Origin of the sequence: Blastococcus sp. DSM 46786 (assembly GCF_900109665.1) — a bacterium.
Classification (GTDB): domain Bacteria; phylum Actinomycetota; class Actinomycetes; order Mycobacteriales; family Geodermatophilaceae; genus Blastococcus; species Blastococcus carthaginiensis.
The window spans coordinates 104429-128625 of sequence record NZ_FOAO01000003.1 but is presented as its reverse complement, the minus strand read 5'-3'; the positions used below and the strand labels follow the sequence as shown (position 1 = coordinate 128625).

Sequence of the window (24197 nt, the reverse complement as noted above, 5' to 3'; positions counted from 1 at the left end):
CGCACCTGCCGGGATCCCCGAGTGCGGCCTCCGCGTCGACCAGGAACACCGGTGAAACGCTGGAAGGCGGTCGTCACCGGCCGACGCCACGGTCACGGCGCGGCCGGGGGCCGACCGTCGGCCACATCGTGTGGAGGTCCGCGACGAGCCGGGTCATCTGCTCGCTCGGCTGCACACCCAGTTCCTCGACGAGGACCGCCCGGAACCGCTCGAAGGCCCGCAGTGCCTCGACAGCGTTCCCCTCCGCCAGGTGGACGCGGACGACCGTGCGATGAGCGCTCTCCCGCAGCGGCTCGGCCCCCACGGCGGCATACGCGGCCTGCAGCGCATCGCCGTACCGACCGGCCGCGGCCAGCCTCGCCGCGACCTGCTCCAGCGCATGCAGGCGCAGCTGCCGCAGCCGTTCGCGCTCGAGCAGGACCCAGTCGTCGTACCAGCCGGGCAACAGCTCGCCACGGCTCCTCAGGTCCGGGGCGTCGACGTCGGAGAGGCAGCATGCCGGATCCCGCACCCGCCGGGCCCAGTCCGCGAGCTCCAGCACGTCCACCCGGACGCCCTCGCCCAGCGCGAGCACGCTTCCGGACGCCTGCACGAGCCCGGGAGCGACGCGCTGCAGACGCCACAGGGCTGAGCGCAGGCTGCCGTGGGCGTGCTCCTCGGGGACATCGGGCCACAGGTGGCCGGCGATGGCGGCCCGCGGTGGCCGACCGGACAGGCACACGTGGGCCACCAGGCGCTGGACTCCTCGCGGGAGATCGTCGACCGGCTCGTGGTAAATCCCCCTACCGAGCTGAACCGAGAATCCGTCGAGGAGCGATATGCGCGGGGTCAAGGCGACAGTCACAGCGGGAACACCCCCTGGGCGCGGTCTTGTGCGATGCGCGACGAAGCAGTCACCTGGGAGCGGAGATCGTCGGAGGGCTGTGCCTCTGTGTCAATCCGTTCGAGAAGCCCGACGGACGAGCTGGTCGAGCCAATCACCGACCGCATCGATCACCTCACGCGGTGATGATGCGAGCACGACGGTGTGGTCCTCTTCCGGTGTGCTGAGGCCGACCGCCGTCACACGCGCGCGAAACTGCTCGCTGCCGTCCTCGAACCAGACCCGGACGAGGAGCGCAGCGCTTCGATCGTCGGTCACGGCCATCCCTCAACCAAGTAGTTCACACAGCGAGATTCTGTATGCGCGGTACACACGACCAGATCACGCCGCCGACCGAGACCATCGATTTTTCCCCTCGACCATCAGCGAGCACACTTCCCCGACCGGATGAAGTCGGGCGCTTCGTCCTCCAACCCATGCAGGTTCGCCGTCCTCGGGGTCCGGAGCCCCGGCGCATGGCATGGCAGCCATCCGCACACCAGTCCGAGCTGTCCCTTCGGCACGGATCACCTTGCTCCGGGCAGGTCAAGCCCGCCGGCTTCTCGCGCGCCGGCTGCCAGGATCGCGCCATGCCCTCCCTCCACGGTGTTTCGCACATCGCTCTCACCGTTCGCGACATGGACGCCAGCGCCGAGTGGTACCAGCGCGTCCTCGGGCTGCAGGAGCTGCGCCGCTACGGCTCGGACGAGGCCGGCACGCCGCGGATCCTGTTGCTCGACCCGGCGAGCTTCTTCGTCGTCGGGCTGTGTCAGCCCGACGACGGCTCGTCCGCGGCGTTCGACCACCGTCGCACCGGGCTCGATCACTTCGCCTTCAAGGTGACCGACGACGCCGAGCTCGACCGGTGGATCGCCCACCTCGACGAACTCGGCGTGGCGCACTCACCGGTGCGCGTGCTGGACCTGGGGCGTTTCGTGTCGTTCGAGGATCCCGACGGCATCCAGTTCGAGTTCTGGCTCTAGCCTTCCGCTCCGGTTGCCGATGTGCATCGAGCCGAGGACCGTGGGGCAGGCCGTCGCCCGGCCCGGCCGGGTAGCGCAGCCGCAGGCGGGTAGGGCTGGCCCATGCCGGAGCCGCCGCACCTGCCCGTCGAGATGCTCCTCCGCTACACGGACGTGCCGGAGGGTCGCATCCGCACCCGCGTGCTCGGCCAGCGTCAGCCGGACGCCCTCCCGGTTGTCGTGGTTCAGGGAATGGCCGTCTCGGACTACCTGCTGCCCGCGTGCGCAGCACTCGGCTCGTGGACGGAGGTGCACCTCTTCGACGTCCCCGGTTTCGGTGGCAGCGGCCGGCCGACACGGCGGCTCGACGTCCGCAGCTACGGGGAGGCGGTGGTGCACTGGCTGGAGGCGAGCGGCCTGGACCGGGCCGTCGTGGTCGGCCACTCCAGCGGCACGCAGGTGGCCGCGTGGGCCGGGGTGCTGGCGCCGGACCGCGTGGCGGCGGTGGGCCTGGCCAGCCCGACGATCGACCCGATCGCCCGCCCGCTGCCCAAGCTGCTCTACCGCTGGCGGCTGGACGCCCGCTCCCCCTCGCCCGGCCTGGAGGAGAACCACGTGCCGGAGTGGCGGCGCGCCGGCATCGCCGGGGCGGCCCACCTGGTCAAGGTCCATCTCGCCGACCGGATCGAGGAGCAGGTCGCCCGCCTCCGGGTGCCCGTGCTGGTCATCCGTGCCGAGGACGACCGGCTGACCACCGACTCCTGGGTGCGCGGGCTCGCCGACTCGGCCGGCGGCGACCTCGTGACGGTCTCCGGTGCCCATGCGTTCCTGTGGCTGGATCCCGAGGCCTGGTCGGCGCCGTTGCGCGGGCTGTCGGCCAAGGCGCGCTGAGTTGGCCCGCCGGAGCCGCCCCGTGCCGCCCGAGGAGGCGGTCGCGTCCTTCGACTCGGCCAGCGCCTTCTTCATGGCCCTGGCCCGTGCGATCGAGAGCCGGGACTTCCCCTACCTGGGTCAGTCGCGGTGGAAGGCGCTGCCGGTGCGGGCCAGCGCGCTGCTTCCGCGGCCCCTTCGCTGCCGTGCGTACGCGGTCGCGAGCGGGCGGGAAGGGGTCGCGGTCGACCGGCTCGGCGACATCGACCTGGACGAGGTCGCCTCCTGGGTCGCGCGGACCTATCCGGACCGGCGCTATCCGGCCGTGCTGATCGGCTCGTCGAACGGCGCGCTGACCCACCTGGCGGCCGCCTGCGGCGTCCCGTGGCTGCCCCAGACGCTGCTCGTGCCGGTGCGCCGCCGCGGCGCCGACCCGGCGGACATGCCGGCGGCACTCGACTTCGGCGCGCGCCACGGCCCGTCCCTCCTGGCGCACAACCCACGGGTGGCGTTGCACCAGATGCAGGACGCCAACCAGGACGCGCTCAGTGGCTCCCAGATGGCCTACTTCCGGGTGAAGTGGACCAGCCTGCCACCGGCGTACCAGCGCTTCCTCGACGAGCGGCTCGAGCCGGGGGCGCCGGTCGTCGTCGTGCGGGACACGTCGAGCTGGCCGGTCACCCGCGTCGACGACCGGCACGTCTTCCAGGTCGGTGCGCAGGGCGGCATGTCCTCCGAGGAGTACCTGGGAGCACCGGGCGTGCCGACACCGGACGAGACCGCCGCCGAGGCCGAGTGGGGATTCGCCGACCCGCTGCTGGACGGGCTCCGGGAGGCAGCGCACCGCACCGGCCACCCGGTCGTCGAGGTGCGGTACGGCCACCCGCAGGATCCCGCCGCCGCCGTCGCCGACGTGCTCCGGTCGTGGACACGACGGCGCGGTGGCGCTGCCCAGCGACTGCTGGTGAGCTCGTTCGTCGTGCACGACCCGTGGCGGACGATCGCCACGGGGTCCGTGCCGTTCTGGACCTTCTTCCCGGTCCGGTCGGCCGCCCGCGATCTGTCCGACTACCTGGCGTCGACGACGTACGACGACGTCGACGTCCTGCTGTTCAGCCACGGGGTCGAATCCCGGGGACTGGCCGACGCCCGGACCTGGCAGCGCATCGCCGAGCTGGCACGCCGACGCGGTCGGTTGCTCGGCGTGGACCCGCGGGCGTTCCCGGCCGACTTCGCCGTCTTCGCGCGCTACACCTCCGCGCTGCGGTCGCTGCCCGACGCCGGGCTGCCGTGGTCACCGCTGGCCGTCGCGGACGCCCTGGCCGGTCTCCGCGGTGCGGAGCAGCTGTCCGTCGTGGGTGGCTGATGCGGAAGTACCGCATCGCCCCCCGGACACCGACTGGTGCACCCCGGCTGCGGCGTCCCCGTTCCCGGTCGGTGTCGTATCGCGGGCGAGGACCGAGCTGTCGGCCGGACCGGGGATCGGGCTCGGGTCCTGCTCGAGAGGCGGATGCCGGCCATGCACCACGCCTGTTCGCGGGACGTGCGGCAGCATCCTCCTGGTGACCCTCCCGGCTGTCGTGACCCTTCATCTGTGGCAGGTCTCGACGCACGCGATCCCGCGCGCGCTGGTCCACATGGCTGCCGACCGCCGTCCGCTGCGGCGGACGCCTGGCCTGCGGTTCGCCAAGCTGCTCGGCACCGGGAGCGGGCGGACCTTCACCGTCCGAGACGCGGATCCACGCCAGTGGGGACTGCTCGCGGTCTGGGACGACCCGGCCGCGCCCGCGGCATTCCAGGACTCCGGGCCGCCTGCGCGCTGGCGACGCTTCGCCGACGAGGAGTGGGTGGCCCATCTCGAGCCCCTCTCCGCGCGCGGGCTGTGGTCCGGGCAGGAGCCGTTCGGCAGACCCCGCCCGCGGGTCTGCGGCGGCCCCGTCGCCGCGATCACCCGCGCCCGCCTGGTGCTGCGGCGGGCGGCACGCTTCTGGACCGCCGTCCCCCCGGTCTCCGCGGACCTGCTCGAGTCCCCCGGCCTGCGGATGGCGCTGGGCATCGGTGAGGCGCCGCTGGGCCTGCAGGGGACCTTCAGCCTCTGGGACTCGTCGTCGTCGCTGAACGCCTTCGCCTACGGGCGGTCCCCGCACACGGCGGTCATCGAGCGGACCCACCGGGAGGGCTGGTACGCGGAGGAGCTGTTCGCCCGCTTCGCCGTTCGGTCGTCCTCCGGCACGATCGCCGGCGTCGAGCCGCTGGGACCGGCGCCCCGCTGACCGGCGCTTCCGTGCCGGTCGGGGTTGCCAGCACCGGACCACTTCCCGCCGTCACCCCGCAGGTGGCCTCGGCGCAGCTCCCGTCCCGAGCCAGCAGTTCCCGTCCCGAGCCACGCGAGAGGGGCTGCTGCGAGCGGGAGCTCAGCTGGTGAGCGCGTTCTCCACCTCGTCGGACACAGCAGAGACCCCGCGGTCACCGACCGTGGGGGTTCTGCCGTCCCGGAGGGGTGGTCGGCAACCGGCGTCGTGTCCCGCTACGGCGCGGCCCGTCGTCAGCCGTCCACCTCCTGCCTCTCCGGCCGTCCTCGCGCAGGGCGCGTCCCCGGCGCGACGGCGCCCACCGGCTCCGGATGGCCGCGCACACGTCCGGCGTCACCTGGCGACCGACGGCCGCGCTGAACCCCCGGCCGCGTGGGAAGGTGTCGAGCGTGACGTCGCCCGGCGCCCCCAGGTGGACGGTCCGATCGTTGTACCAACCCATCGTCGACCTGCACGACGGCACGCTCGTCGCCGTCGAGGCGCTGTCCCGGGGAGCACCGGGACCGCAGGAGTCCGCCGCAGCGCTCTTCGCAGCCGGACGGGCCGCCGGGACGCTGGCCGACCTCGACGAGGCCTGCCTCCGCTCTGCCCTGCAGGGTGCCGCGCAGAGTTCCGCTGCCGTCACGCTGTTCGTCAACGTCGAGCCGGCCACGTTGTCGGCCCTGGGCCCGCGGCGGCTGACGGCGCTGGCGGACGCGGTGGCGGAGCACGTCCGTGTCGTCGTGGAGGTCACCGAACGCGACCTCCTGGAGCGAGCCGCCGAAGTGGTCCGTGGCGTCCAGGTCCTCCGCGACCTCGGCTGGGGCGTGGCCCTGGACGATGCGGGTGCCGAGCCCAAGGGGCTCGCGCTCATGCCGTTCCTGCGGCCCGACGTGATCAAGCTCGACCTCGCCCTGGTCCGCGGGCACACGACCCTGCTGACCGCCGCGGTGGTCAACGCGGTGCGCGCGGAGGCCGAGCGATCCGGCGCGATCCTGCTCGCGGAGGGCATCGAGAGCGAGCAGCACCTCGACCGTGCGCTGTCCATGGGCGCTCGACTGGGTCAGGGCTGGATGTTCGGGCGTCCCGGACCACTGCCCACCGACGGCATGTCCGCGCTCTCCGTCCCGTCGGCACGTGCGCGTGGCGCCGGGCCCGTGGAGGTGCCCCGGACGCCGTTCGCGGTGCTCGCCGCCACCTCGGCCGCGCAGCGAGCCGCCGAGCCGTTGGTCGCCTCGATGACCCGCCAACTGGAACGGCAGGCGTTGCTCCTCGACGAGCAGACGGTGGTCCTGGCGAACTTCCAGAACGCGCAGGCCATGACCCCGGCGACCCGTCGACGGTACGAGTCCCTGGCCAGCCTCTCGGCCCTGACCGCGGTCACCGGTGCCGGGATGCCCGACGAACCCGCCCCCGGCGTCCACGGCACCGCCCTCGAGGCCGACGACCCGCTCACCGGGCAGTGGGTGGTCATCATCGTCAGCCCGCACTTCGCCGCCGCTCTCGTGGCCCGGGACGTGACCTCCCGGGACGACGACGGAGGGGACCGGCCGACCGGGCCGGACGCTCAGCCGGGGCGCCGGCTGGAGTACCTGCTGACCTACGACCGCCAGCGGGTCCTCGATGCGGCAGGGCTCATGCTGCAGAGGGTGCGCCCCACGTCCGGCGCTCCAGCCGCGCCGTCACCGGTCGCGCGGGGCACCCCTGCGCAGGACGCCGTGCGGGTGCCCCCGGCAGACCTCCCGGACCTGCTGCTCCGCGCCATCGCGACGGCCAGCAACGGCATCGTGATCGCGGATGCGCTCCTGCCGGATGTTCCCCTGGTCTACGCCAACGCGGCCTTCCTGGACCTCACGGGGTACTCCGAGGAGGAGGTGCTCGGCCGCAACTGCCGCTTTCTGCAGGGCCCGGCCACCGACCCGAGCCAGGTGCAACCCATCCGGCGCCGGATCCTCGCCGGGCGCGGCGTGCACGCCGTCCTGCTCAACTACCGGCGCGACGGCTCGACCTTCTGGAACGAGCTGCACATCAGCCCGGTCACCAACCCGGCCGGCGAGATCACCCACTTCATCGGCAACCAGCTCGACGTCACCAGCCGCATCGAGCGCGAACGACGGACGGCCTACCTCGCCCACCACGACGAGCTCACGATGCTGCCCAACCGGAGCCACATCCTCGAGCACCTCCAGCTGGAGCTCCGACGCGCACGGAGGAGCGGCACGTGCGTGGCGGCCCTCATGGTGGACCTGGACGACTTCAAGGAGATCAACGACAGGTTCGGCCATGCTGCCGGGGACTCGGCGCTGACCTGGGCCGCCCGCCGCCTCCGGTCGGCGGTGCGCGCCGGTGACCTGCTCGGACGACTCGGTGGCGACGAGTTCCTCGTGGTGCTCGCCGGTCTCCCGCCGGGAGGACGACGGGAAGGCCCTGCGCGGGGACCCTCGGCCGAGGAGACCGTCCGCCGGGTCCGGGAGCACCTCCACGCTGCTCTCGATGCCCCGTTCGAGCTGCCCGACGCCACGGTCCGGCTCCGCGCCAGTTCCGGCGCCGCGCTGTTCCCCCTCGACGCCGGCGAGGCGGCGGAGCTGATCGCACGCGCCGACGCCGCCATGTACCGGCACAAGACCGGCAGCCGGCAGCAGGCGTCCCCGGACCGGTGACCACGCTGACCCTCCACCTGTGCCGGCGGCAGCGGGCCGGCACCGGAGCCCGTCGCACGCGATGGCGCTCGACCGCGCCACGACCACCGGCTCCGGCCCCGAGGTGTGCTCCCGGCGCCGCGCGGGCACCCCGGTCGGGTCGGTCCGGGGGCTGCCCCGGCCCGACGGCGGCGAGACGGCGTCGCTCCGCACCTTCTCCCGCGCTCGGCGGAGGCCGCACGCGGGAACGTCGACGACGAGAGGAGGGGCGCCGCGAGGTCGGCGCCGTGCGTTCCATGAGCGAGAACGACGGACCTTCCGGGAGCAGGCCATCCCCGGCCGGGCCGCCCGCCCGGCACCCGAAGGGGGCGCCCCGCCGGCACCCCGCGCTCGTCCAGCCCCCGGCGGACGTCGCGGAGGACACCCGCGGGCTGGACACGGTGGTCTTCGGCGTCGCCGCAGTCCTGGCCCTCGCGCTCGTGATCTGGGGCTTCATGTCCCCCAGCAGCCTCGGCAGCACGTCCAGCGCGGGGCTGAGCTGGGTGGTGCACAACGTCGGCTGGTTCTTCGTCCTGCTGGCCACGGTGATCGTGGTCTTCGTCCTCTGGCTGGGCGCGAGCAAGTACGGCCGCATCCCCCTCGGCCGGGACGACGAGGCGCCGGAGTTCCGGACCATCAGCTGGATCGCCATGATGTTCAGCGCCGGTATGGGCATCGGCCTCATGTTCTTCGGGGTCGCCGAGCCGCTGGCGCACTTCGTCGAACCGCCACCGGGCACCGTCGAGGGCGGCACGGACGACGCCGTGCGCACCGCGCTCGCGACGACGCTGTTCCACTGGACGCTGCACCCGTGGGCGATCTACGCCTTCATGGGCCTGGCCGTCGGCTACGGGGTGTACCGGCGAGGCCGCAGGCAGCTGCTCTCGTCGGCGTTCGTCCCCCTGTTCGGCCGCGACGTGTCGGAGCGGCCGGCGGGGAAGGTGATCGACACGCTGGCCGTCATCGCCACCCTCTTCGGCACCGCGGCATCGCTCGGCTTCGGCGCCCTGCAGATCGGGAGCGGGGTGGAGCTCATCGGCTGGGTCGGCGAGGCCGGCAACGCGGTCATCCTGGTGATCCTGGCCATCCTGACCGCGGCGTTCGTGGTCTCGGCGTTCTCGGGCATCGCGAAGGGCATCCAGTACCTGTCGAACATCAACGTCGTGCTGGCGTTCACCCTGGCGCTGTTCGTGTTCGTGCTCGGCCCGACCGTCTTCATCCTCAACGTGGTCCCGACCGCCCTCGGCGCCTACTTCGACCAGCTGGCCGAGATGGCGGCGCGCACGGAAGCGGTCGGCGGAGACGCCATGGCGACCTGGTTGTCCGGGTGGACGGTCTTCTACTGGGCGTGGTGGATCTCCTGGACACCCTTCGTCGGCATCTTCATCGCCCGCATCAGCCGGGGACGGACGATCCGCCAGTTCGTCGCCGGGGTGCTGCTGGTGCCGAGCGCGGTGAGCGTCCTCTGGTTCGCGATCTTCGGCGGCGCAGCGATCGACGTCCAGCGGACCGGGGGTGACCTGGCCGGCCGGTCCTCGACGGAGGCGCAGTTGTTCGGGCTGCTCGAGGGGCTGCCGCTGTCCAGCATCGCCACGGTCCTCGTCATGCTGCTGATCTCCATCTTCTTCATCACCGGGGCCGACTCGGCCTCCGTGGTCATGGCGTCGCTGTCCGAGCGCGGCAACCGCGAGCCGCGGTCGAGGGTGGTCATCTTCTGGGGCGTGCTCACCGGCTCGGTCGCGGCCGTGATGATGCTCGCCGGGGGCGACGAGGCGCTCCAGGGCCTGCAGAACCTGACGATCATCGGAGCGGTCCCCTTCGCCGTCGTCATCGCCGTGCTCATGGTGTCCCTGGCCAAGGACCTGCGCAGCGATCCGGCGATGGTGCGCCGGACGGTCGCCCTCGAGGCGGTGCGGCAGGCCGTCGTCGACGGCCTGACCCGGCACGGTGACGACTTCGTGCTGGCGGTGGAGCACGTGGACGAGGCCGACGGCGCAGGTGACCGCGGCCCGGCAGCGGGGACGCCACCGACGCGGACAGCGGAGCACCGGACGGGATCAGCGGGCCGGACGCTCGGTGACGTGGACTCCCCCGTGCCGGATCGGCGGGGAGCCGACGGCCGGGAGTAGACGCGCCTGGCTGCGGCCCCGCTCGGGGCCACTAGGGTCACGGGCACCTACTGGCCCCGGGAGCGATCCATGCCGTTCGTCTCGCGCCTTTCGATCACCCCGGTCAAGGGCTCCGCACTCCACCACCCGGCCCGCGTCGCGGTCACCCGGAACGGGGTCCTGACCAATCGCCGCTTCTACCTCGTCGATGCCCGACGGCGGTTGTTCAACGGCAAGCAGCACGGGCCGCTGGTCCAGATCACGGCCGAGTTCGACGAGCAGCACGAACGCCTGTCCCTGCGGATTCCCGGTCGTGAGCCGCTGGAAGGCCCGGCGAACGAGTGGGGCGAGGCCGTGGTCACCAACTTCTACGGCCGCGACGTGGCCGGTCACCTGGTCGACGGGCCGTGGTCGGCCGCGCTCAGCGACTTCGTCGGTGAGCCGGTGCACCTCGTGGCCGCCGACTCCCCCGGTGATGCGGTCGACGTGCACCCGGTGACGCTGGTGTCGTCGGCCACCATCGAGCACCTGCGCCGCGTCGCTCCCGGCGGATCGCTGGACCACCGCCGGTTCCGGATGCTCCTCGAGGTGGACGGGTGCGAGGTGCACGAGGAGGACAGCTGGGCCGGGCGGTGCGTGCAGGTCGGCCAGACCCGGCTGCGCGTCGTCGGGCCCGTCCCACGCTGCGTGGTCACCAACGAGAACCCCGACAGCGGGATCATCGACTTCAACACGCTCAAGGCCATCGTGCGCTACCGGGGAGAGCTCGCCCGCGACCTCACGACACCGGTCGCCCACCTCCCCGACGACGGAGCGGTCATCTTCGGCATGTACGCGACCGTCGAGCAGCCGGGTGAGATCTCGGTGGGCGAACGGGTCGAGCTCGTCGACGCAGCCGAGGTCTCGAACCGGTAGCTCCGCACCGCACGGCGCTCACCTGCCGAGGCGGGACGTCTCCTCGTACGCCAACGACGCCAACGACGCCAGTGCGGCCACGGCGACGAGGAGCGGGGCCGCCAACAGGAGGTACGCCTGCGGCCGGCTCCCCCCGGCAGCCGGAGTCCCACCGTCGAACAGCGGTGCCGCGAGAGCCGCGCACCCCCACGCGGTGAACACGAAGCCGTACACCGTCGGGAACGCGCGCGGCCCGACCCGGTCCGCCGTCGCCGCAGGCACCAGCGCGGAGACCGCCCCGTAGGCCAGACCGATGCCGGCGAAGCCGCAGAGGACCACGGCAGGGGTGGTCGACACGGCCCACCCGGCCAGTGCGACGGCGGAGACCGCGAGCGCCGTCGCGGTCACGACACGTCCGCGACGAAGCCGCGCCACCCGCGCATGTAGTCGACGAACGGCGGCGACAGTCCTTCGGCGGCCAGGTGGGCCGGGCTCGCCGGCGTCGGGACCGGCTCGAACGCGGCGTCACGACGCACGCGCTCGGGGAAGTCGTGGTGCAGGATCGCTGTCCGGCCCACCATGACGAAGTCGGCGCCCCGCTCGAGCGTCTCGAGCGCCTGCCGGCCGGTGCGCACCTTGCCGGCCACGCCGAGGCGGGCCGTGCCGCGGTCGAGGTCGGTGAACCACTCCATCAGCGGACGGTCGCGGTGCGCCTCCTCCTGCGGCTGCTTGGCGACGTCCCACAGTGACAGGTCCAGGTAGTCGACGTCGTGGGAGCGCAACAGCTCGGCCGCTACCTCGCGCACCTCACCCAGCCGCAGGCCGAAGCGCTCGGGCGACAGCCGGACGCCCACCTGGAAGTCCGGCGCGCACCGCTGGCGCACCGCGGTGACGACGTCGAGCAGGAGGCGGGCGCGATTCTCCAGCGAGCCCCCGTAGCGGTCGGTGCGCCGGTTCAGCTCCGGCGAGAGGAATTGGGTGAGCACGTAGCCGTGCGCACCGTGCACCTCCACGCCGTCGAAGCCGGCACGCTCCGCCCGCAGGGCGGCGGCAGCGAAGTCCTCCACCAGCTGGGCGACCTCGTCGGCGGTCATCGCCCGCGCGCCGCTCTCCTCGTCGTCCGACGGCGCCATCGGCTGCCCCACCAGCTCCCGGGGCGACCGGGCACCGGCGTGGTGCAGCTGCAGGGCGGCCAGCGATCCGGCGTCCTTGAGCGCGGTGGCGAGCCGGGTCAGCCCGGGCAGGTGGTCGTCGGAGAAGACGCCGAGCTGCCCGGGGAAGCCCTGGCCACCTGCCTGCACGTGCGCGGCACAGGTCATGGTCAGCCCGTGCCCACCGCGGGCCCGCATCGCCAGCCAGTGCAGCTCCTCGTCGGAGAGCCGGCCGTCGGGGTGGCTCTGCGTGTTGGTCAGCGGAGCCAGCCACAGCCGGTTCGGTGCGGCAGGGCCGTGGGCCAGCGTCAGGGGTGCGAAGAGGTCGGACACCCGCGCGAGGGTACGGCGGCAGGACGTACCGGAGCCGGACCGCTCCGTCGTCCACCCTCCCCGGGCGAGGGCGACCGCTCCTCCGCGAGCCGGTCGGCGAACAGCGGCGGCAGGTAGCGCAGCATCAGGGCCGACCACACCACGTGGGTGAGCACCGGCGCCTGGATGCCGCCGGTGATCCGGCGCTGCTGCGCGAACAGCAGCCCCATCGGCACGCTGGCCAGGACGAGCGCCGGGTTGCGGGTGGCCGTCGTGGCCAGCCCGTAGACCGCGGTCGAGACGAGCGCCGGCCGCCGGGTGCCCGCCGCCGCGTACAGCGCGCCGCGGAAGAACACCTCCTCCGCGATGCCGTTGGCCAGCGTGGTGGTGGCCACGAGCGGCGTCGACCCCTGGTCGGCGTAGCGGAGCACCGAGCCGATCGCCCGCTCCAGGACGGGGATCCGCCGGGCGACCAGCGCCGCGGCGTAGAAGGCACCGAAGGCGCCCACCCCCGAGGCGACCGGCGTGAGCACCGGCCGGCGCAGCGAATCCCCGGGCCCGAACATCCGCCCCAGGTGCAGCGGCCCGGACGCCAGGCCGCCGACCACCCAGGTGCCGGCGACGCCCAGGGTGAGCCCGTAGAACCGTGGTGAACCCGGCGGCGTCGACAGCGACGCCCCGAGCAGCGACGCACCGGTGACCGCGACGGCGCCGGTGACGCGCCGGCGTCGCCGGAAGGCCGTGTCGCTCTCCCAGTGGTCCCGCGGCACGCTGCGCAGCAGCGGCCCGGCGGCCCGCAGGACCCAGGCCCGTAGCGCCCGGACTGCCCGGCGGTGGTTCACCGCCGCGCTCCCCGGCTCAGCCAGCCGCCGCGCCGCTCCCCCACCTGCCGCCGGCGTTCCCGCGCCCGCTCGATGAGCGCGGTGAGCACCATCTCGTCGTAGTCCATCGGCTCGAACGGGACGACGGAGCGGATGGCGTCGTCGGTGACGACCACCTCGATGGTCATCGAGTCGATGAGCGACCGGCCGGTGGCGACGTCGACGTCGGTGACCAGGGCCAGCCAGCGCGAGGACAGCTGCGGGCTGAGCAGCGGCACGGGGACGACGAACAGGTGCCGGTTCTGGATGTCGGCGACCCGGGTGAGCATCTGCAGGTAGGTGAGCACCTCCGGGCCGCCCACCTCGAACACCCGCCCCTCCGTGCCCGGTGCGTCGAGGACGCCGACCAGGTACCGGACGACGTCGGCGACCGCGACCGGCTGCGTCCGCGTGCTGACCCAGCGGGGGGTGACCATCCCGGGCAGGTGGGCCACCAGCTGGCGGGTCATCTCCCAGGAGACCCCGCCGTGGCCCACCACGATGCCCGCGCGCAGCACGGTGACCGGCAGACCCGTACCGGCCAGGAGCTGCTCGACCTCCCGGCGGCTGCGCAGGTGCGGCGAGAGCCGGTCGTCGTCCCGGCCGAGGCCGCCGAGGTAGACGATCCGGCCCACTCCCCCCGCGGCGGCGGCCCGGGCGAACGCGCGCGCCGCCTCGGCGTCCTTGCGCTCGAAGTCCGGGTCGCCGAGGGAGTGCACGAGGTAGTAGGCGGCCTCGCAGCCCTCGAGCGCCGCCTTCAGCGAGGCCTCGTCGCCCACGTCGCCGGCGACCGGGGTGCCGACGCCCGCGTACCGCGCCGGCCGCCGGGTCATCGCCCGGACGTCGTGGCCCGCCTCCTCCAGCGCGGTGGCCAGCCGGCTCCCCACGAACCCCGACGCACCGGTGACCAGGATCCTCACCGCCACAGCCTCACCCGGGCCGGGGTGCGGACGCCACCCGTGGCACCGGGTCCGGGCGACGCGGTCGTCGGCGGCCTCGCCTCGGTGCTCCTCCTCCGACCAGGGATGACACGATCTGGTCGGTGCGGCGCCCTGCAGGCACGGCTCCGCGACCTGACGCCTCCTGTCTCGTTCGCCCGGTGAAGGAAGACGCGATGACGCACAGCTCAGCACAGACGCTCCACATCGACGGGCAGTGGCGTCCGGCCGATGGGGGCCGGACGTTCCCCGTGACGGATCCGGCCACGGGCGAGGTGATCGGGCAGGCCGCGGACGGCGACCGGACGGACACCCTGGCGGCCATCGCCGCTGCCGACCGCGCACTGCCGGCCTGGTCGGGCGCCACGGCCTACGAGCGCGCGGCCGTCCTCGCGAAGGCCGATGCGCTGATGCGGGAGCGGCGGAAGGACCTGGCCGCGCTGATGACCCGGGAGCAGGGCAAGCCGCTGAAGGCGTCGATGAACGAGGTGGCGTACGCCGCGGACTTCCTGGCGTGGTTCGCCGAGGAGGCCAAGCGCATCGGTGGTGTCACGATCCCCTCGGCACGGGCCGACCAGCGGTTCGTGACGATGCGTCAGCCGGTCGGCGTGGTCGCGGCGATCACCCCGTGGAACTACCCGATCTCGATGCTGACCCGCAAGCTCGCGCCGGCTCTCGCCGCCGGGTGCACCTCGGTGCTCAAGCCCGCCGACCAGACACCGCTGTGCGCGGTCGCCACGGTGCAGCTGCTGGCCGATGCAGGGGTCCCCGCGGGCGTGGTCAACATGGTCACCACCACGCGCCCGGCCGAGGTCGGCGACACGCTGCTGGAGTCCCCGCTGGTGCGGAAGCTGACGTTCACCGGATCCACCGCGGTCGGGAAGATGCTGGCGGCCAAGGCCGGTGCCACGCTGAAGAGGGTGTCGGTGGAACTGGGTGGCCACGCGCCGTTCATCGTCTTCCCCGACGCCGATCCGGTCCGCGCGGCGAAGGGCGCTGCGCTGGTGAAGTTCCTCAACACCGGCCAGGCGTGCATCAGCCCCAACCGCATCTACGTCCACCGGTCCGTCTACGACACGTTCGTCACGACCCTCGAGCAGCGGATCGCGGCGCTGCGGGTCGGCAAGGGCGACTCCGACGGCGTCTCGATCGGCCCGCTGATCGACGAGCGGGCCGTGGCGAAGATGGAGGCCCAGGTGCTCGACGCCCGCACCCGCGGCGCCCGGGTGGTGGCGGGAGGCGGGCGCGTGCAGGTCGACGGGCTCGACGGCACGACCTTCTTCTCGCCGACGCTGCTGGCCGACGTGACCCCGGACATGCTCATCTCCCGCGAGGAGACCTTCGGGCCCATCGCCGCGGTCACGCCGTTCGACGACGAGGACGAGGTCATCGCCCGGGCGAACGACACCGAGTACGGCCTCGCCGCGTACGTCTACACCAACGACCTGTCGAGGGCGATCCGGGTCACCGAGAAGCTGCGCTTCGGGATGGTCGGGATCAACGACATCAACCCCACGTCAGCGGCCGCCCCCTTCGGCGGGATCAAGGCCAGCGGTCTGGGCCGCGAGGGCGGGTACGAGGGCATCGACGAGTACCTCGACACCAAGCTCGTCGGCATCTCGATCTAGTACCGCGGCACGCAACCTTCGACTGGTTCGAGCTGGGCCGGCTAGCGCTTCGCGTCAGGACAGTGTGCGCAGACGCGCCATTCCCGTGCCGACAACTGACCATCTGCGCACTCCGTCGCCATCAGCGGCGGTCTCGGGAAGGCAGCCGCCAGGCAGGCGGACGTCGACGGCCGCAGTACTCGAACGCGTGGCACTCCGGCGGCCCGGTAGCGCGCATGCGCTGTCTCGCCTCTCGGACACCCCCGCGGAGAAGGCGGTCCGCACCGCGGCGGTGCGCGCCCCACCACTCCCCCGAGGCCATCCGGTCCTGCGCCGGTCGCTGCGGCTCGTGACCCGGACCGTGCCACCGATCGGCGCGCCCGGGGCGAAGCGAGGAGGGGCAGGTCGGCACTGCGGGGATGCCTGTGCGGCCCCCTGCCGGGGCATAGGTTGCTGCCGTGGATGTCGTCGTGGAGGTGGGTGGCTGGGAGCACGAGTGCTGCGGGGACGCCATCGAGCGGAACCAGCTCGTGGACGTCCGATGCATCCGCTACGTGGGGCCGGACGGCCTGCTGCGACTCGCCGAGAGTCGTCACGGCGGCCTCGACGTCCCGGCCGACCAGCGCATCCGGGGACGGGTGACCGAGATCCGGGTCGTCCAGGCCGGAGGTGTCACGCAGGCGGTCCTCCGCGTACCGAGCGGGCAGGCGCTGCGGGGCTTCGGCGATGACGACGACGGCCACCTGGAAGACCCCTGGACCGGTGACGTGGTTCCTTCGGCCACGTCGGAGTTCCTCGTGACCGTGCGGACCTCTCGCCGGTAGCTGGGCGACCGGGCTGTTGGATTCGTCGTCCGCGGGTAGCCGGGGCCGTCGGCCGGCGGTGGCTGCCAGTTCTCGTCGTCGAGGTTCCGGCGGTCACCGACCGGGCGTGCGCCGTCCAGGAGGACGTCGTGCCGCCACCGGGCGTCGCGGTAGAAGTCGTCCACGAGCCGCCGCTGCTGCCTCCGCCCGTCGGCCAGGCCGCGACGTCGGCCCGGGAGCTCACGAACCCGCAGGCGGTGAGCACCTGGAGGCCGGACGGCGGAGCACGTGGTCGCGGCTGCTCCACGACGTGGGTGCGCACACACCCAGCGGCCACCGCGCGCGGTCCTCACCTCAGCCGGCGCAATGGCCCGGTGTACGCGCCGCCCTGGGGGGTAAGCGGGCCGGACGAGGGTGGCGCACGAGGACGGCGGCCGCCCGCCGCGCCTCACGAGTGGATCTGATGACCGGCAACGCCACACACCGATTCAGCAACACCGCGATCCTGACCGTGCAGACGGCGGACGCATCCCAGGTCATCACCTCGGCTGCGCTCGACGAGCAGCTGGGCGACACCTACCAGCGCGTCGGGCTGCGACCCGGGCTGCTGGAGCGGCTCGCCGGCATCAGGGAACGCCGCTGGTGGGCCGACGGCGCCTCGTTCGTCGACGGCGCCGCCACCGCGGGCGCCAAGGCCATCAGCGAGAGCGGTGTCGACCCGGCGCACATCGGCCTGATGGTGAACACGTCGGTCAGCCGCAAGCACCTCGAGCCCTCCACGGCCGTCGCCGTGCACGACGCCCTCGGGCTGCCGAGCTCCTGCCAGAACTTCGACGTGACCAACGCCTGCCTGGGGTTCATCAACGGCATGGAGCTGGCCGCGGCGATGATCGACGTCGGGATGGTCCGGTACGCGCTCGTCGTCAACGGCGAGGACTCCCGGCCCGTGCAGGAGCGCACCATCGACCTGCTGAACCGGCCCGACACCGTCGCCAAGGACGTGATGGGCCACTTCGCCACGCTCACCCTCGGCTCCGGGGCGGTGGCCATGGTCCTCGGCCGGGCCGACGAGCACCCCGAGGGCCACCGGCTGATCGGGTCCGTCAGCCGGGCCGACACCCGGCACCACGGGCTGTGCACCGGCGACAACGACGGGATGCACACCGACCTCAAGGGCCTGCTCGACGCCGGCCTCGCCCTGTCCGGGGAGCTCTGGGCGGACGCCGACACCGAGTTCGACTGGGCGCGGGGCATGGACCGCTACGTCATCCACCAGGTCTCCAAGGTGCACACCGGGGCGCTGTGCGACCGGTTCGGCATCGACCGGGCACGGGTGCCGACGACCTTCCCGACCCGGGGCAACCTCGGCCCTGCCTCGGTCCCGTTCACGCTGGCGGGCGAGACCGGCACCCTCGCCGACGGGGACCGCGTGCTGCTGATGGGGATCGGCTCCGGCCTCAACGCCTGCTGCCTCGAGATCGCCTGGTGACGGCGAGCTCGCCCATCGAGCTGCCGGGGCTGGACCCGTCCTGGTCGCGGTGGGTTCCCGTGCCCGGCGCGGACGGCGGGAAGCACCGCTGGCACGTGCTCGACAACGGTGTCCCGGACCCGGTCGGCACCCTGCTCTGCGTCCACGGCAACCCGACCTGGTCCTACCTGTGGCGCCGCCTGGTCGCCGCCGCCCCGCCCGGGTGGCGCGTCGTCGCCCCCGACCAGCTCGGCATGGGGTGGTCCGACCGCCCTGCCGCACCGCGGACCCTGGCCCAGCGGGTGGCCGACCTGGGAGCTCTCACCGCCGAGCTGGGCGTCAGCGGCCCGGTCGTGACGGTGGCCCACGACTGGGGCGGCATCATCTCCCTCGGCTGGGCCCTCGAGCACCGGCAGGACGTGCGGGGCGTCGTCCTCACGAACACCGCCGTCGCCATGCCCGAGGGCGACCTGGGGCCGGCGCTGATCCGGCTGGCGCACGCGCCCGGCCTGCGGACCGCCGTGACCCAGGCCAGCTCCGTGTTCGTCCGCGGGGCGACGGCGCTGTCCCGGCCGCCGCTCCCCCGGGAGGTCCGCCGGGCGTACGCGCAGCCCTACGACTCGGCCGAGCGGCGCCGGGCCGTGGGCGAGTTCGTCGCCGACATCCCCTTCCGGCCGGGCCACGCCTCCCGCCCGGCGCAGGAGGCGATCGCCGAGGGGATCCGCTCGCTCGACGTGCCGGCGCTCCTGCTGTGGGGTCCCCGGGACCCGGTCTTCGGCGAGAAGTACCTCGCCGACCTGCGCGAGCGGCTGCCCCGGGCGGACGTGCACCGCTACGAGGGCGCCTCCCACCTCCTCCCCGAGGACGCTCCGCAGTACGCCGAGGCGGTGGCGACGTGGGTGACCGACAGGTGCGGAGCGTCGAACGCTCCGACCCCGGGCAGGGGTGGGGCATCGGCCCAGCCGGCCCGGCCCTGGGCCGCCCTGGCCGACCGCGCGGGCGACGACTCCCCGGCCGTCGTGGCGGCAGGCGGGGTTCCGGTCAGCTGGGCGCGGCTGGCCCGCCGGGTCTCCGACCTCGCGGCCGGCCTGGCCGCGGCCGGTATCCGCCCCGGGGACCGGGTGGCGCTCCTCCTGGAGCCCTCCACCGACCTGACGGCAGCGGTCTACGCCACCTGGCGCGCCGGAGCCGTCATCGTCGTCGCCGACAAGGGCCTCGGCCTCCGGGGGATGCGGCGCGCGCTGCGCGGCGCGGCGCCGGACCACGTCCTCGGCAGCGCCGCCGGGCTGGCCGCCGCGCGGGCGATGGGCCTGCCCGCGACGCGCATCCTGGCCGGCCCGGCGTCGGCGCGGCTCCGCCGGGCCCTCGGCGCCGGGCACGACCTGGCCTCGCTCGAGGTGCTCGGCCGGACGTCGTCCGCGCCGGCGGAGCCACCGCTGGACGCCGACTGCGCGGTCGTCTTCACCTCCGGGGCCACCGGCCCGGCCAAGGGCGTGGTCTACACCCAGCGCCAGGTCGGCGCCCAGCTGGAGCTGGTCAGGACGGCGTACCGCCTCACGCCGGGCGACTCGCTGGTCGCCGCCTTCGCCCCCTTCTCCGTCCTCGGACCGGGTCTCGGGATCGCCTCGTCCGTGCCCGACGTCGACGTCACGGCGCCCGCGACGCTCACCGCGGCGAAGCTGGCGGACGCCGCGGCCGCGGTGGACGCCACCGTGGTGTTCGCCGCGCCGGCCGCCCTGCGCCGGGTCGCCGCCACCTCCTCGGACCTGACGGAGGAGCAGCGGTCGGCGCTGGGCCGGGTCCGGCTGCTCATGTCGGCCGGGGCACCCGTGCCGACCCCGCTCCTGCGCAGGCTCGGCGAGACCTTCCCGGCGGCCGAGCCGCACACCCCGTACGGCATGACCGAGGCGCTGCCCGTCACCGACGTCTCCCTGGGCGAGATCGAGGCCGCCGGGCCGGGGAACGGGATCTGCGTCGGCCGCCCGGTGCCGGGCGTGGAGGTGCGGATCAGCCCGCTCTCCCCGCTGGGCACCGCCGACGGAGCGCTCACGGGGTCCCCCGACGTCCCCGGCGAGGTCTGCGTCCGCGCCGCGCACGTGAAGGATCGCTACGACGCGCTGTGGGCAACCGAGCGTGCCGCCGGCCGCGACCCGGGCTGGCACCGCACCGGGGACGTCGGGCACCTGGACGGTGAGGGACGGCTCTGGATCGAGGGCCGCCTGGCGCACGTGCTCACCACCGCGGACGGTCCGATGACCCCGGTCGGCCCGGAGCTCCGCATCGAGTTCCTGGACGCCGTCGCCGCCGCGGCGATCGTCGGCGTCGGCCCGGTGGGCGCCCAGGTGGCCGTGGCCGTCGTCGTGCCCCCGGGCCGCGCCCGGCGGCGACTCCCCCGCGCCGACCGGCTCACCGTGGCGCCGGCCGAGCTCGCGGGAACGGTGCGGGAGGTGGCCGAGATCGACCTCGCCGCCGTGCTCGTGGCCGGCGCGCTGCCGGTCGACATCCGGCACCAGTCGAAGGTGGACCGGGCGGTACTGGCCCGCCGGGCGACCCGGGTCCTCTCCGGCACGCCGGTCCGGTGGGCCTCCCGGCGGAGCACGAGACCGTGAAGGTCCTCGTCACCGGGGCGAGCGGCATGCTCGGCCGGGTCACCACCCAGCAGCTGCTCGCCCGGGGCGACGAGGTGACCGTCCTGCAGCGCCGTCCCGCCGGCCTGCCCTGCGCCGAGGTGCTCGGGGACGTCGCCGATCCCTCGGTGGTGGCGCGAGCCGCCGCGGGGCAGGACGCCGTCGTCCACCTCGCGGCGAAGGTGGACGTCACCGGCACGTGGGACGAGTACGAGCGGGCCAACGTCCAGGGGACGCGGAACGTCGTCGCCGCCTGCGCCGCCGAGGGTGTCGGACGGCTCGTGCACGTGTCGTCCCCGTCGGTCTCGCACGCCGGGTCCCCGCTGTTCGGGGCCGCGGCGGGCTCCGCCGACCCGGCGCGGGCCCGCGGCTCCTACTCGCGCTCCAAGGCGGTGGCCGAGCAGGTGGCGCTGGACGCGGACTCGGCCGGCCTCGCCGTGCTCGTCCTGCGCCCGCACTTGGTGTGGGGGCCCGGCGACGAGCAGCTCGTGGCGCGGATCGTCGCGCGGGCCGGGGCGGGGCGTCTCCCGCTCGTCGGCTCGGGCGCCGCGCTGATCGACACCACCTACGTCGACAACGCCGTGGCCGCGCTCGTGGCGGCGGTCGACGCCTGCGGCCCCGTGCACGGCGAGGCGCTGGTGGTCTCCAACGGGGAACCCCGCCCGGTGGCCGAGATCCTGCGTCGGCTGTGCTCGGCGGCCGGCGTGCCCCCACCGCGAGGCCGGGTGCCGGCGCACGCGGCCTGGCTGGCGGGCGCCGTGGTGGAGGGGATCTGGTCGGCCACCGGCCGGTGCTCGACTCCCCCGCTGACCCGGTTCCTCACCGAGCAGCTGACGACGGCGCACTGGTTCGACCAGCGGCGGACCCGGACCGCGCTCGGCTGGCGGCCGGAAATCGGCCTGGAGGAGGGGTTCGCCCGCCTGGCCGCCTGGTACGGCGGCGCGGGCACGGGTGCGGACCCCGGGGCCGGCGCCGTCGGCAGCGTCCCGCCGGCAGCCGCGTCCGGGTAGCGCGGTCCCCCACCGGCGCCCGTCACGACGGGGGCGTCAGGCCCCGCCGCAGCTCGTCCATGGCCTGCGCGAGGCCCACCCGTGGCGCCCAGCCCCACCGCCGCGCGCGGTCGGCGACCAGCTGCCCGGTCCAGACCGGCTCGTCGGTCCACGCGGGCACGGTGCCCAGCGCGTCGGTCACCGTGCCGAGGTAGTCCCGCCATGTCGCCGGCTCGCCCGCGACGACGACCGGGGTCGTGCTCCCGGCCACGGGGCCCCGCTCCGGGTCGTCGGCGGTCGGGATCGCGCCGGTGGCGACGTCGGCGATCAGCGCCGCCAGGTCGTCGACGTGCACCCACGCCCAGGTCTGCGCCGGGTTCGCCCGGTTCTCGCCGTCGCGGACCGCCTGCGGCCGCAGCGTGTTCCACACCGACGTCTCGCCGGCACCCAGGATCGCCGGCGGGCGGACCAGCACCGTCGTGAGCCCGCCGACCTCCGCCAGCGCGGCGTCGGCGGCGTTCTTCGTGTCGGGGTAGGCGCCGCTCCCCTCGGGCAGGAGCGGGCCGTCCTCGGCGACGTCGCCGACGCCGGCCGAGCGGTCGTAGACCCCGGCGGTGGAGACGTGCACCAGTCGGGCGACGCCGGCGTCCCGGGCGGCCCGGGCGATGACCGGCGTGCCCTCGACGCCCACCCGGTGCTGCACCTCCCGGGGCGACCCCATCGGGTGGACCGTCGTGACGACCGCGCCGGCGTCCTGGGTCACCTCGCGGGCGAACCCCCCGTCGGCGAAGTCGCCGACGTGCTCGGTGACCCCGTCCAGCGAGGGCGCGGTGCCCGCGCGTCGGACGACGGCGCGCACCTGCGCCGACCGCTCGACGAGCGCCCGGCACACGGCGGTGCCCACCAGTCCGTTGGCACCGGTCACCACGACGACGGGAGAGGACGCGACCATGCCGCCCACCCTGCCAGCGACCGCCCGACACCGCCCGGGCCGGGGGGTCAGGGCAGCGCTGCGAGCTTGCGCCGGAGCAGGCCGCGTTCGCGCTCGTTGCCGCAGCGGCCGACCGCGCGCTCCAACTCCTCCCGCGCCTCCTCGAAGCGGTGGAGCCGCCGGAGCAGCTCCCCTCGGACGCTCGGCAGGAGGTGGGAGCCGGAGAGGCTGCCGGCCGCGACGAGGTCGTCGACCAGGGGCAGCGCGACCGCCGGACCCCGGGCCATCGAGACCGCGACCGCCCGGTTGAGCCGGACCACCGGCGAGGGCGCCAGCCGGGAGAGGATGTCGTAGAGCAGCACGATCCGCTCCCAGTCGGTCCCCTCGACCGACGGCGCGACCGCGTGGCACTCCGCGATCGCGGCCTGGACGCCGTACGCGCCGAGCCCGCGGCCGACGCGCCCGGCCTGGGCGAGCGCCGCCCGACCGCGCCGGATCGCCGCCCGGTCCCAGCGCCGGCGGTCCTGGTCCTCGAGCAGCACCGGTTCGCCGTCGTCCCCCACCCGGGCCGGGAACCGGGCCGCGGTGAGCTCGAGGAGCGCCAGGAGGCCGTGTGCCTCCGGCTGGTCGGGCGCCAGCCGCGTCAGGATCCGGGTCAGCCGGATCGCCTCGCGGGTCAGGTCCGGCCGGATCCAGTCGTCCCCGGAGGTGGCCGTCGACCCCTCGGTGAAGATCAGGTACAGCACGCTGAGCACGGACCCGAGCCGCTCGCGGCGCTCCTCGGCCGGCGGCGCCTCGAAGGGCACCTCCGCCGCCGCGAGCGTCTTCTTGGCCCGGGTGATGCGGGCCTGCACGGTGGCGGTCGGCACGAGGAACGCACGGGCGATCTCGTCGCTGCCGAGGCCACCGAGGACGCGCAGCGTGAGCGCGACCTGCGCCTCCCGCGAGAGCACCGGGTGGCAGGCGATGAACATCAGCGCGAGGACGTCGTCGTCGACCCGGTCGGGGTCCCACAGGAGGTCGGCGTCGTCCGTGGCGGGTGCCCAGGCGTCGGACGTGGTGCCTCCGTCGTCCAGGCCCCGGGCGAGGGTGGCGTACCGCTGGTCGCGGGCGGACCGGCGGCGGAAGGCGTCGATGGCCCGCCGTCGCCCCACGGTGAGCAGCCAGCCCGCGGGATCGCGCGGTGCCCCCTCCCGCGGCCAGGTGACCAGCGCCTCGGCCAGCGCCTCCTGGGCCAGGTCCTCGGCCAGCGCGAAGTCGCCGGTGTACCGCGCGAGCCGGCCGACGATGCGCGCGGACTCGATGCGCCACACCGCCTCGACGGCCTCCCGGCCGCTGCCGGTGCGGGGAGTGGCCGGACGGCCACCCCCCGGCGGGCTCACAGCTGGCCGGTCCGTTCCCGCCACGCGCGCTCCTTCTGGATCCACTCGTTGTCCTGCGGGAACTCGTCGATGCTGCTGACGCGGCGGATCTCGGCCTTCATGCCCGGGCCGGCCAGCGGCGCCCGCTTGGCCCACTCGACGGCCTCCTCCTGCGAGGCCACGTCGAGGATCCAGAAGCCCCCGAACAGCTCCTTGGTCTCCCCGTACGGGCCGTCGGTGACGACCGGTGGCTGGGAGGAGTAGTCGACGACGACGCCCTTCGCCGCGTCGTCGAGCCCCTCGGCCGCGACGAGGACCCCGGCCCGGATCATCTCGTCGTTGAACCGGCCCATCGAGGAGAGCACCTCGTCGAAGTCGACGTTCGCCATCTCGGCGTAGCTCTCGTCGGTGGCCCGCATGATCAGCATGTACTTCACGGCGTCGCTCCTGGGTGGTGTCCGGGTCCCGGTCGGACCCTCTCACCC

Annotated in this window: 21 protein-coding genes and 1 pseudogene; 12 read left to right on the top strand and 10 right to left on the bottom strand. The window is 74.3% G+C overall.

What is annotated here, in order from left to right; genetic code table 11:
* Nucleotides 1-73: 73 nt before the first annotated feature.
* Together BMW62_RS04240 and BMW62_RS04235 are read right to left on the bottom strand one after the other, a co-directional pair.
* On the bottom strand, nucleotides 74-730 hold the full coding sequence (locus tag BMW62_RS04240; protein WP_244523827.1) for an AfsR/SARP family transcriptional regulator: 657 nt from the start codon (nucleotides 728-730) through the stop codon (nucleotides 74-76).
* Nucleotides 731-934: 204 nt separating this feature from the next.
* Nucleotides 935-1147 (bottom strand): hypothetical protein, encoded by a 213-nt coding sequence (locus BMW62_RS04235; protein ID WP_170852200.1) that lies wholly within the window; start codon nucleotides 1145-1147, stop codon nucleotides 935-937.
* A 35-nt stretch (nucleotides 1148-1182) separates the two neighbouring features.
* On the opposite strand from BMW62_RS04235, the gene BMW62_RS23575 reads away from it, so the two are divergent.
* The 7 genes from BMW62_RS23575 to BMW62_RS04200 all read left to right on the top strand — a co-directional run bounded on the left by BMW62_RS23575 (nucleotide 1183) and on the right by BMW62_RS04200 (nucleotide 10686).
* Nucleotides 1183-1845: a VOC family protein gene (locus BMW62_RS23575; protein ID WP_091929588.1), complete on the top strand. Its 663-nt coding sequence runs from the start codon at nucleotides 1183-1185 to the stop codon at nucleotides 1843-1845.
* Nucleotides 1846-1947: 102 nt separating this feature from the next.
* Nucleotides 1948-2715: an alpha/beta fold hydrolase gene (locus tag BMW62_RS04225; RefSeq protein ID WP_091929587.1), complete on the top strand. Its 768-nt coding sequence runs from the start codon at nucleotides 1948-1950 to the stop codon at nucleotides 2713-2715.
* Between the two features lie 22 nt (nucleotides 2716-2737).
* On the top strand, nucleotides 2738-4060 hold the full coding sequence (locus tag BMW62_RS04220; RefSeq protein WP_244523826.1) for a hypothetical protein: 1323 nt from the start codon (nucleotides 2738-2740) through the stop codon (nucleotides 4058-4060).
* Between the two features lie 196 nt (nucleotides 4061-4256).
* A complete protein-coding gene (locus BMW62_RS04215; RefSeq protein ID WP_091929586.1) occupies nucleotides 4257-4967 on the top strand; it encodes a monooxygenase in 711 nt (236 codons plus the stop codon).
* Between the two features lie 467 nt (nucleotides 4968-5434).
* The gene (locus tag BMW62_RS04210) at nucleotides 5435-7645 is read left to right on the top strand and encodes a diguanylate cyclase domain-containing protein (RefSeq protein WP_170852198.1); all 2211 of its coding nucleotides are present in this window, start codon (nucleotides 5435-5437) and stop codon (nucleotides 7643-7645) included.
* Nucleotides 7646-7920: 275 nt separating this feature from the next.
* Nucleotides 7921-9792 (top strand): BCCT family transporter, encoded by a 1872-nt coding sequence (locus BMW62_RS04205; protein ID WP_091929584.1) that lies wholly within the window; start codon nucleotides 7921-7923, stop codon nucleotides 9790-9792.
* A gap of 69 nt (nucleotides 9793-9861) precedes the next feature.
* The gene (locus tag BMW62_RS04200; RefSeq protein WP_091929583.1) at nucleotides 9862-10686 is read left to right on the top strand and encodes an MOSC domain-containing protein; all 825 of its coding nucleotides are present in this window, start codon (nucleotides 9862-9864) and stop codon (nucleotides 10684-10686) included.
* Nucleotides 10687-10704: 18 nt separating this feature from the next.
* On the opposite strand, the gene BMW62_RS04195 is transcribed toward BMW62_RS04200, so the two are convergent.
* From BMW62_RS04195 to BMW62_RS04180, 4 genes are read right to left on the bottom strand one after another with little or no spacing between them, the layout of a single operon-like run.
* Nucleotides 10705-11073 carry a hypothetical protein gene (locus BMW62_RS04195; protein WP_091929582.1) on the bottom strand — a complete coding sequence of 123 codons (369 nt, stop codon included), beginning with the start codon at nucleotides 11071-11073 and terminating at the stop codon, nucleotides 10705-10707.
* Nucleotides 11070-12149: an NADH:flavin oxidoreductase gene (locus tag BMW62_RS04190; protein ID WP_091929581.1), complete on the bottom strand. Its 1080-nt coding sequence runs from the start codon at nucleotides 12147-12149 to the stop codon at nucleotides 11070-11072. The genes BMW62_RS04195 and BMW62_RS04190 overlap by 4 nt, the downstream gene beginning before the upstream one ends.
* Complete coding sequence (locus BMW62_RS04185; RefSeq protein WP_091929580.1) at nucleotides 12125-12970, bottom strand: CPBP family intramembrane glutamic endopeptidase; 846 nt, start codon at nucleotides 12968-12970, stop codon at nucleotides 12125-12127. Before BMW62_RS04185 ends, BMW62_RS04190 begins: the two co-directional genes overlap by 25 nt.
* Nucleotides 12967-13908, bottom strand: a complete 942-nt coding sequence (locus BMW62_RS04180) for an NAD(P)H-binding protein (RefSeq protein WP_091929673.1) — start codon at nucleotides 13906-13908, stop codon at nucleotides 12967-12969. Before BMW62_RS04180 ends, BMW62_RS04185 begins: the two co-directional genes overlap by 4 nt.
* Before the next feature lie 194 nt (nucleotides 13909-14102).
* Here BMW62_RS04180 and BMW62_RS04175 point away from each other — a divergent pair, with 194 nt between their 5' ends.
* Complete coding sequence (locus BMW62_RS04175; RefSeq protein WP_091929579.1) at nucleotides 14103-15554, top strand: NAD-dependent succinate-semialdehyde dehydrogenase; 1452 nt, start codon at nucleotides 14103-14105, stop codon at nucleotides 15552-15554.
* 437 nt (nucleotides 15555-15991) lie between these two features.
* A complete protein-coding gene (locus BMW62_RS04170; protein ID WP_091929578.1) occupies nucleotides 15992-16357 on the top strand; it encodes a hypothetical protein in 366 nt (121 codons plus the stop codon).
* 77 nt (nucleotides 16358-16434) lie between these two features.
* Here BMW62_RS04170 and BMW62_RS23105 read toward each other — a convergent pair.
* Nucleotides 16435-16521: pseudogene (locus BMW62_RS23105) on the bottom strand (cryptochrome/photolyase family protein); the annotation flags it as partial.
* Between the two features lie 278 nt (nucleotides 16522-16799).
* Between BMW62_RS23105 and BMW62_RS04160 the strand changes: the two are divergent.
* Genes BMW62_RS04160 through BMW62_RS04150 form a run of 3 tightly spaced genes read left to right on the top strand, consistent with a single transcriptional unit; the run spans nucleotide 16800 to nucleotide 21441 of the window.
* On the top strand, nucleotides 16800-17825 hold the full coding sequence (locus tag BMW62_RS04160; RefSeq protein WP_091929672.1) for a 3-oxoacyl-ACP synthase III: 1026 nt from the start codon (nucleotides 16800-16802) through the stop codon (nucleotides 17823-17825).
* Nucleotides 17822-20413, top strand: coding sequence for an alpha/beta fold hydrolase (locus BMW62_RS04155; RefSeq protein WP_244523824.1), 2592 nt, complete (start codon nucleotides 17822-17824; stop codon nucleotides 20411-20413). The genes BMW62_RS04160 and BMW62_RS04155 overlap by 4 nt, the downstream gene beginning before the upstream one ends.
* Nucleotides 20410-21441: an NAD-dependent epimerase/dehydratase family protein gene (locus tag BMW62_RS04150; RefSeq protein WP_091929670.1), complete on the top strand. Its 1032-nt coding sequence runs from the start codon at nucleotides 20410-20412 to the stop codon at nucleotides 21439-21441. Before BMW62_RS04155 ends, BMW62_RS04150 begins: the two co-directional genes overlap by 4 nt.
* 22 nt (nucleotides 21442-21463) lie before the next feature.
* Here the strand turns inward: BMW62_RS04150 and BMW62_RS04145 are convergent, their stop codons facing one another.
* The 3 genes from BMW62_RS04145 to BMW62_RS04135 are packed head-to-tail and all read right to left on the bottom strand — an operon-like array spanning nucleotide 21464 to nucleotide 24140.
* Nucleotides 21464-22372 (bottom strand): NAD-dependent epimerase/dehydratase family protein, encoded by a 909-nt coding sequence (locus BMW62_RS04145; RefSeq protein ID WP_091929577.1) that lies wholly within the window; start codon nucleotides 22370-22372, stop codon nucleotides 21464-21466.
* Between the two features lie 47 nt (nucleotides 22373-22419).
* A complete protein-coding gene (locus BMW62_RS04140; RefSeq protein ID WP_091929576.1) occupies nucleotides 22420-23757 on the bottom strand; it encodes an RNA polymerase sigma factor in 1338 nt (445 codons plus the stop codon).
* Nucleotides 23730-24140 carry a YciI family protein gene (locus BMW62_RS04135; RefSeq protein WP_244523839.1) on the bottom strand — a complete coding sequence of 137 codons (411 nt, stop codon included), beginning with the start codon at nucleotides 24138-24140 and terminating at the stop codon, nucleotides 23730-23732. The genes BMW62_RS04140 and BMW62_RS04135 overlap by 28 nt, the downstream gene beginning before the upstream one ends.
* Nucleotides 24141-24197 lie beyond the last annotated feature (57 nt).

Excerpts from the sequence above, each read along its gene's own strand:
- BMW62_RS23575 (WP_091929588.1), top strand. The coding sequence starts at position 1,183 with ATGCGCGGTACACACGACCAGATCACGCCGCCGACCGAGACCATCGAT.
- BMW62_RS04235 (WP_170852200.1), bottom strand. The coding sequence starts at position 1,147 with ATGGCCGTGACCGACGATCGAAGCGCTGCGCTCCTCGTCCGGGTCTGG.
- BMW62_RS04175 (WP_091929579.1), top strand. The coding sequence starts at position 14,103 with ATGACGCACAGCTCAGCACAGACGCTCCACATCGACGGGCAGTGGCGT.
- BMW62_RS04145 (WP_091929577.1), bottom strand. The coding sequence starts at position 22,372 with ATGGTCGCGTCCTCTCCCGTCGTCGTGGTGACCGGTGCCAACGGACTG.
- BMW62_RS04205 (WP_091929584.1), top strand. The coding sequence starts at position 7,921 with ATGAGCGAGAACGACGGACCTTCCGGGAGCAGGCCATCCCCGGCCGGG.
- BMW62_RS04160 (WP_091929672.1), top strand. The coding sequence starts at position 16,800 with ATGACCGGCAACGCCACACACCGATTCAGCAACACCGCGATCCTGACC.
- BMW62_RS04135 (WP_244523839.1), bottom strand. The coding sequence starts at position 24,140 with ATGCTGATCATGCGGGCCACCGACGAGAGCTACGCCGAGATGGCGAAC.
- BMW62_RS04225 (WP_091929587.1), top strand. The coding sequence starts at position 1,948 with ATGCCGGAGCCGCCGCACCTGCCCGTCGAGATGCTCCTCCGCTACACG.
- BMW62_RS04200 (WP_091929583.1), top strand. The coding sequence starts at position 9,862 with ATGCCGTTCGTCTCGCGCCTTTCGATCACCCCGGTCAAGGGCTCCGCA.